The following is a 6,616-nucleotide window of genomic DNA, read 5'->3' as shown; positions in this document are numbered from 1 at the left end:
TCATATAAGATGGAGATATATCTCACAGGCGGGGATGCTTTTGAGTTTGAAAAGCTGTTCCCTGCTTCACATGTAGATGAGATGCTGTTATTTAAAGGAATGAAAAATATTATGAAAAAGGCAGATATATGCTAACGGTTGCACTTCCAAAAGGACGTATTGCGCAAGAGACATTAGAGATTTTTGAGACAATATTCGGCGAGGATTTTGCTTTTGATGACAGAAAATTGATTTTGGAGACTCCAAAATTTCGTTTTTTACTTGTAAGAAATCAGGATGTTGCTACATATGTGTTTCATCAAGCAGCTGACATAGGTGTTGTCGGACTTGATACGCTAGAGGAGCAGGGCTTAGATGTTGTTCGTCTGCTTGATTTAAAGCGCGGCATTTGTAAGGTCTCTATCGGGATGAAAAAGGGCGAGAAATTTGATTTGAACAAACCTGAGATAAAAGTTGCTTCAAAGATGGTCAATATTACAAAGCGTTATTTTGAGGAGCGCGCAGTCTCCGTCGACATCATAAAACTTTACGGCTCTATAGAGTTGGCACCGCTTATAGGACTTGCCGACATGATAGTCGATGTTGTAGAAACGGGTACTACAATGAAGCAAAACGGTTTAGAGGTGGTGCAAGATATTATGACCTCTTCGACCTACTTGATTGCAAATAAAAATAGCTACATTGCAAAAAAAGATGAAGTTCTGGATATATACAAAAAGATCAACAGCGTAGTCCAAGCGGAACAAAAAGCTAAATGACAAATCTTGACCTTTACGCAAAAGCCGAACATCTCCTAGGCATCGAAGAGGCTACCGAGGCGCTTTATGACCTCTATCGCTCAGAGCTTGATGAGTATAAGATAAAAACACTTCTTGATGTGGGATGTGGACGCGGCGGATTTATGCAGCGCATGATGAGCGATGGAGTAGTCTGCAAGGGAGTTGACCTAAGCCAAGTTATGGTTGATGAGTGCAGAGCTAAAGGTTTGGATGCAGAGTGTATAGATATAGCCGATGAGGGCGGAAAGTATGATGCGGTTGTGGCTATATTTGACGTGCTAAACTTTTTAAACCAAGAGGAGCTTTTTAGTTTTTTAGACTCAGTTGAGGCAAGACTAAATGATGATGGAGTTTTTATAGCCGACATCAACACTCTTTATGGTTTTAGCGATGTAGCTGAGGGTACCATGAGCAGTGAAAACGAGAAAGAGTTTTTGGTTGTAGATGCCATTTTTGAGAATGAAAAACTCTATACAAAGTTTACTCTCTTTGAAAAAAACATCAACTCAACATATACAAAACATCAAGATACGATAGTCCAATATTTTCACAAAATCAGAGCTTTTGAGAAGCTCTCTTCTTTAAAGCTTGTAGAGAAACAGACTTTTTCTCTCTATGATACAAAAGATAAAACACTTCTTATTTTTAAAAAGAGATAGGGTTTATCAATCTATCCATGTTAAAAATTCTATTGTAAAAACTGCACCATCTTTTCCATTGGAGGCAGTTATAACTCCGCTGTTTTTTTCAACAAGAACTTTTGCCAAATAGAGGCTGACTCCGGAGCTGTTTTTTGTGCCAAGAGAGGGGAGAAAAATATCCTCAAAAGATTTGTCCTGTATGCCGCCGCCGTTGTCCATTATGGTTATCTTTTTATTCTCAATCTCTATGCGGATTTCGGGATTGAAAATCTCTCTTTGTTTCAAAACTTCTCTCGAGTTGTTTAAAATCGCAAAAATTACTTGTGAAAACTCATTTACATTGCCATATACCGGCTCTTTTTCATGAGAGAGTATATATATTTTTATATCATCAAAATAGAATGTTCCTTCAATAATTGTCAAGATGTCGATAACGGCATCGGCAAGAAAAAACTCTTTGTTATCTGCTGATGGAGTATAGAACTTTTTAAAAGCTTCGATGGTCTCTTCTATAAATTCTATGATATCCTCAGAGCGCTTAATTGATTTAAGGTACTCATCCTTGCTAACAACCATATCGGATTGAAATTTTTTTTTCATAAGATTGTTAATCGATTCAAGAGATGCCAATGGTTGCTTCCACTGATGGGCGATATACATCAAAAGTTCGCCTAGGGCGGCCTGTTTTGACTGCTGAAAAATCATCTGCTCATTTATTTTGTTTTTTTGAATCTCATCTTGAACTCTTGATTCCAAATCTTTTTCATATGCTCTTAGTTTTAAGTGTGTGTTAACACGGGAGAGAAGTTCATCCGGATTAAAAGGTTTTGTTATATAGTCTACGCCTCCCGCCTCAAAAGCCATTTGAATGTCAGAGGGTTTATTTTTTGCACTTAAAAATATTATAGGAACATGCGTTGTTTTTGGATTCTCTTTGAGCAGTCTGCATATCTCAAATCCGTCTATATTATGAGTCATCGTATCAAGGAGAATAAGATCAATGGCGCCATCCTCCGCAAGTTTATCGATGATCTCTGTTTTGTCTTTTAGCGAAATTAGAGTGTACTCTTTTAGTAGATTTGTGAGGGTATTAATGCTATCTGTTTCATCATTAATAACAAGGATAGAGTGCTTATTGTGCATATTAGTGTCCTTTTTCGCCTTCTTAAATAATGCAAATATTATAAGATAAAATGTTCAATATAAAGCTGAAGGAGTGATAATTATCTCTGTTATCTCCGAACTTGCACCCAGTCTCATTGGCGGTCCCCAAAAGCCTGTTCCTTTATTTACATATATCTGCAGGTTTTCATTGTGCCTGTGCAGACCGCTTACATAAGGCTGCTGCAGTTGAACTAAAAACTTAAAAGGGTAGAGCTGCCCGCCGTGCGTATGCCCGCTTAACATCAAATCAACCCCGCCTGTAACTTCGTAAATAAATCTCGGTTGATGCGCCAACAGCAGTGTAGGGACGTCTTTAGTGTTTTTAATAGCTTTTTGCAGATTTGGCATATATTTTTTTGCTCTATATCCAAAAATATCGTAAACACCGGCAAGGTTAAAGCCTTCGCCATCCTCTCCTATATAGAGATTCTCATTTTCTAGAACTCTAATTCCCAGCGATTTTACGGCACTTATGATTTTTTCTACGTTGTGAAAATATTCGTGATTTCCAACAATATAGTATGTTCCAAATTTTGAATTTAATTTTGCAAGTTCCATCAGCGTCTCTTTTGCGGCTAAGACATCTACGTCAATCAAATCGCCAGTTATTACTACAATGTCTGGATTTAGAGCGTTTGCTTTTTGCACAATCTCCTCTATGAAACTTTTATCTATAAGTCCCCCAATATGTATATCGCTAAGTTGGAGTATCTTGTATGGTTTTTTTAGGTTCTTTATCTCTATAGTAACCTTTTGAACCTCTACAAATTTTGCATTGTAGATAGATTTTAACGTCAAAGTAGCTGCAGCAGCCATAGAGGTGACATCAAGCGATTTTTTTAAAAAATTTCTTCTATGTTGTGAGATTGGAGCAAAGGAGAGTAAAAGCCTTGAAATATCGTAAACAACAGCGCTCCAAAAAAGCAAAAAGAGTACGCCGATAGGAACGGAGAAGAGAAAATAGAGCCAGCCTGGCGTATCAACATAGTATCTTGCAAGCATGTAACATAAAATGCCAAAAAGGTTGATGATAAGAAATATGCGAAGATAGCGCTTGTTTCTATCGCTTATATCAAGCTTGGAGACAAGTCTCTTTGATATATACATGTTAAGCAGGACAAATACGCCCAAAAAGGCTGTAAAAAAGAGTATATAGTTCATGGAAGAAAGTATATCAAAATTGAAAAAATGTTATCATCCCCTCAATGAAAAAATGTAAAATTTGCAACAGCTCTACAACTGATATAACCGATATAAAAACTCAAAAAATATACCATAAATGCCCAGTGTGCAGCTATATTTTTTTGGATGAGACTTTTTATGTTGATGAAGAGAGAGAAAAAAAGCATTATGACAAGCACCACAACACTCTTGAGTCTCTGGGCTATGTAAAGATGTTTGAGGATTTGATAGAGGAGTTTGTTATGCCTCACAAAGAGGGCATAAAAAGCGCGCTTGACTTTGGATGCGGAGAGGGCGAGGTGCTGCCTATAGTTTTAGAGAGAAATGCTATTTCATGCGACAGATATGACCTCTTTTACTTTCCAAAAAAAGTTTACGAGGGCAAAAAATATGACCTTATTCTCTCAACAGAGGTGTTTGAACATTTGCAAAATCCTCTTGAAGTTTTAAAAGAGCTGCTCTCACATGTGGAGAAAAATGGCTATATTTTGCTGATGAGCGCTTTTCATCCGGATAAAGATGATGAGTTCTTTAAATGGTGGTATATAAGAGATGTTACGCATATAGGGTTTTTTAATATAAAAACGTTTGAGTTTCTTGCAGCCGAGCTCGGTCTTGTTATAATTAAACATAACTTTAAAAATATAATTCTTTTTCAAAAAAGAGAAGTTTAAAAAGAAATAGAGGATATACTCTGTCAAAATAATGTCAAGGATTAAAAATGAAAAACGTAATTATCTCCGCACTTATGGTGCTTTTTGTAGTCTCCGGTGTAAATGCAAGTCAAAAAAGCGGATGTGAGCTCTCTCAGGTAGGAGCACTCGAAGTGAGCTGGACCGGTTATAAAACAGAGAAAAAAGTAGGTGTAGGCGGAGTTTTTGATAGCGTGGTATATACACCTGTTGCAAAAAGCGGTGAGAATTTTCGCTCAATTTTGGTTGGCTCATCGGTTGTAATTGATACTTCAAGCGTAAACTCAAAACATGAGGGGCGTGATGAGAAACTTGCTAAATTTTTCTTCGGTATGATGAGTGATAAAAATATAAATGCAAAAATCGTAGATATCAAAGCGGACAAAAGAGTAAAAGATGCTCCAAGAACAGGCGTTGTTGAGATTGAGATTGAGATGAACGGCGTTAAAAAAGTTGTTCCTATGACATACAGCTTCAGCAATAATGTTTTTGAGGCAAAAGGAGTTATTGATATTTTAGATTTTAGCGCTTCTGAGGCTCTTGCGTCACTAAATAAGGCTTGCTTTGACCTTCACGAGGGAAAAACTTGGAGCGAAGCAGGGATAGCGTTTAAGACGAAGATAGAAGCTCTTCTTTGCAAAGTAGAGCCGTTAAAAGAGTAGTATAAAATATAAAAAAGACATAAAGTGTCAGTTTTTCTCCTCTATCCGAAAGATAGGGGTAGCTTTTAGGTATGCTAACCAATGGCATACTCCATGGTAAGGGGGTTGTAGGGACATTTGTCCCTGCCACCAAAACGGACTAGTTCGTTTTGGTGCGTAACATCAGTATACCGCTCTTAATTGCATTTATGTAGCTAAGAGTGTTTGCCTTGCCCATGTAGGCAATGTCAAACGCAGTTCCGTGATCTACCGATGTTCTGATTATAGGTAGATTAAGTGAGACATTTATACTCTCATCAAAGTAGAGCGCTTTTAGAGGTGCCAGCCCTTGGTCGTGATACATCGCCACAAAGTATCTGAACTTCTCTCTGGCGTGCGGCGTAAAAGCGGTGTCAGGAACCAGTGGACCCACAAACTGCTCAAAACCTATCTTTTTATTAGCACTTTTTATAGCCTTTGTAATTCTAAGCTCTTCATCTCCCAACACTCCGTTATCACCCGCATGCGGATTTAAACCAAGAACTGCTACGCTCTCTTTTGGTATAGATTTATGCAGATCCAAAAAGAACTGCTTTAATTTTTTATACTGAATGGATGATGCGACATCTTTTAGCGGAATGTGCTCGGTAAATAGAGCCACGAACATCTTCTCGCACCCGAGCATCATAATTGCATCCATTTTAAAATAGTCGCGAAGCATATCCGTATGCCCTTTGTAGTGCAAACCTGCCAACATCCACGCCTCTTTGTGAATCGGCATAGTTACAACGGCGTCAGCCTCTTTTGCCTCGCAAAGTTTGATGGCGCTTAAAAACGAGTTGTAGGAGTATCTTCCCGCATTTTTATCAACGCACCCCTCTTTTATATTGAAGCTTCCCTCGACCTCATGGAGTAAAAAATCAGATGGAATATTAACATCCAAAAGCTCGCATACCTGACTTAACATGTAGGAGTTTATGCAGTAGATTGGAGCGCAGAGTTCGGAGACTTCTTTGTGGGCTTTAAGAGCTATCTCAATGCCGACACCGTTCAGATCGCCTATACTGATGGCAATGCGGGGTTTGCTCATCTGGTAGTGAGTCTCTTCATCTCTTTTATAGCATCAGCCAAGCCGTTAAAGACACTTTTAGCAATGATGCTCTGCCCGATGTTTAGCTCAGTAATCTCCGCAATCTTCATCATCTCGTGAACATTGTGGTAGTTGAGTCCGTGTCCTGCGGCAACTTCCAATCCTATCTTTTTGGCATGTTTTGCGGCTGCGGTGATATCTGCTATGGATTTTTCAAGCCTGATAGCCAACTCGTTTCTGGGAAGCTCAAGCTCTTTTATGGAGTGGTTTGAGTGTGCAAGTGATGAGTTGAGCATCGCGAATAGATTTGCAAAACTCCCAGTGTGAAGCTCAACCATCTCGGCGCCAAGCTTTTTAGACATCTTAACCGCTTCAATAGTCGGGTCGATAAAGAGCGAAACTGGGATAAGGTAGTCATGAAGAAGCT

General features: G+C 38.6%; 8 protein-coding genes. 4 read left to right on the top strand and 4 right to left on the bottom strand.

Annotated features, from left to right (window positions below; genetic code table 11):
• Positions 1–128: 128 nt before the first annotated feature.
• Both hisG and RQ763_RS08420 read left to right on the top strand, forming a co-directional pair.
• Positions 129–758 (top strand): ATP phosphoribosyltransferase, encoded by a 630-nt coding sequence (gene hisG / locus RQ763_RS08425; RefSeq protein ID WP_314152349.1) that lies wholly within the window; start codon positions 129–131, stop codon positions 756–758.
• The gene (locus RQ763_RS08420; protein WP_314152347.1) at positions 755–1,438 is read left to right on the top strand and encodes a class I SAM-dependent methyltransferase; all 684 of its coding nucleotides are present in this window, start codon (positions 755–757) and stop codon (positions 1,436–1,438) included. The genes hisG and RQ763_RS08420 overlap by 4 nt, the downstream gene beginning before the upstream one ends.
• A 6-nt stretch (positions 1,439–1,444) precedes the next feature.
• Here the strand turns inward: RQ763_RS08420 and RQ763_RS08415 are convergent, their stop codons facing one another.
• Positions 1,445–2,563, bottom strand: coding sequence for a hybrid sensor histidine kinase/response regulator (locus RQ763_RS08415; protein WP_314152346.1), 1,119 nt, complete (start codon positions 2,561–2,563; stop codon positions 1,445–1,447).
• A 54-nt stretch (positions 2,564–2,617) separates the two neighbouring features.
• A complete protein-coding gene (locus RQ763_RS08410) occupies positions 2,618–3,745 on the bottom strand; it encodes a metallophosphoesterase (protein ID WP_314152345.1) in 1,128 nt (375 codons plus the stop codon).
• A 44-nt stretch (positions 3,746–3,789) separates the two neighbouring features.
• On the opposite strand from RQ763_RS08410, the gene RQ763_RS08405 reads away from it, so the two are divergent.
• Complete coding sequence (locus tag RQ763_RS08405) at positions 3,790–4,440, top strand: class I SAM-dependent methyltransferase (protein WP_314152343.1); 651 nt, start codon at positions 3,790–3,792, stop codon at positions 4,438–4,440.
• Between the two features lie 47 nt (positions 4,441–4,487).
• Complete coding sequence (locus RQ763_RS08400) at positions 4,488–5,120, top strand: YceI family protein (protein ID WP_314152342.1); 633 nt, start codon at positions 4,488–4,490, stop codon at positions 5,118–5,120.
• Between the two features lie 139 nt (positions 5,121–5,259).
• On the opposite strand, the gene pdxA is transcribed toward RQ763_RS08400, so the two are convergent.
• Together pdxA and RQ763_RS08390 are read right to left on the bottom strand one after the other, a co-directional pair.
• On the bottom strand, positions 5,260–6,189 hold the full coding sequence (gene pdxA / locus RQ763_RS08395) for a 4-hydroxythreonine-4-phosphate dehydrogenase (RefSeq protein WP_314152341.1): 930 nt from the start codon (positions 6,187–6,189) through the stop codon (positions 5,260–5,262).
• Positions 6,186–6,616: pyridoxine 5'-phosphate synthase (locus tag RQ763_RS08390; protein ID WP_314152340.1), on the bottom strand; the 431-nt coding region annotated here is incomplete at its 5' end. The genes RQ763_RS08390 and pdxA, both read right to left, overlap by 4 nt.

Source organism: Sulfurimonas sp., assembly GCF_032250635.1.
GTDB lineage: Bacteria > Campylobacterota > Campylobacteria > Campylobacterales > Sulfurimonadaceae > Sulfurimonas.
Note: the sequence above shows the minus strand (reverse complement) of the source record. Positions and strands in the feature narration are given on the sequence as shown.

Coding starts and splice junctions, on each gene's coding strand:
- hisG (WP_314152349.1), top strand. CDS start 129: ATGCTAACGGTTGCACTTCCAAAAGGACGTATTGCGCAAGAGACATTA.
- RQ763_RS08420 (WP_314152347.1), top strand. CDS start 755: ATGACAAATCTTGACCTTTACGCAAAAGCCGAACATCTCCTAGGCATC.
- RQ763_RS08415 (WP_314152346.1), bottom strand. CDS start 2,563: ATGCACAATAAGCACTCTATCCTTGTTATTAATGATGAAACAGATAGC.
- RQ763_RS08410 (WP_314152345.1), bottom strand. CDS start 3,745: ATGAACTATATACTCTTTTTTACAGCCTTTTTGGGCGTATTTGTCCTG.
- RQ763_RS08405 (WP_314152343.1), top strand. CDS start 3,790: ATGAAAAAATGTAAAATTTGCAACAGCTCTACAACTGATATAACCGAT.
- RQ763_RS08400 (WP_314152342.1), top strand. CDS start 4,488: ATGAAAAACGTAATTATCTCCGCACTTATGGTGCTTTTTGTAGTCTCC.
- pdxA (WP_314152341.1), bottom strand. CDS start 6,189: ATGAGCAAACCCCGCATTGCCATCAGTATAGGCGATCTGAACGGTGTC.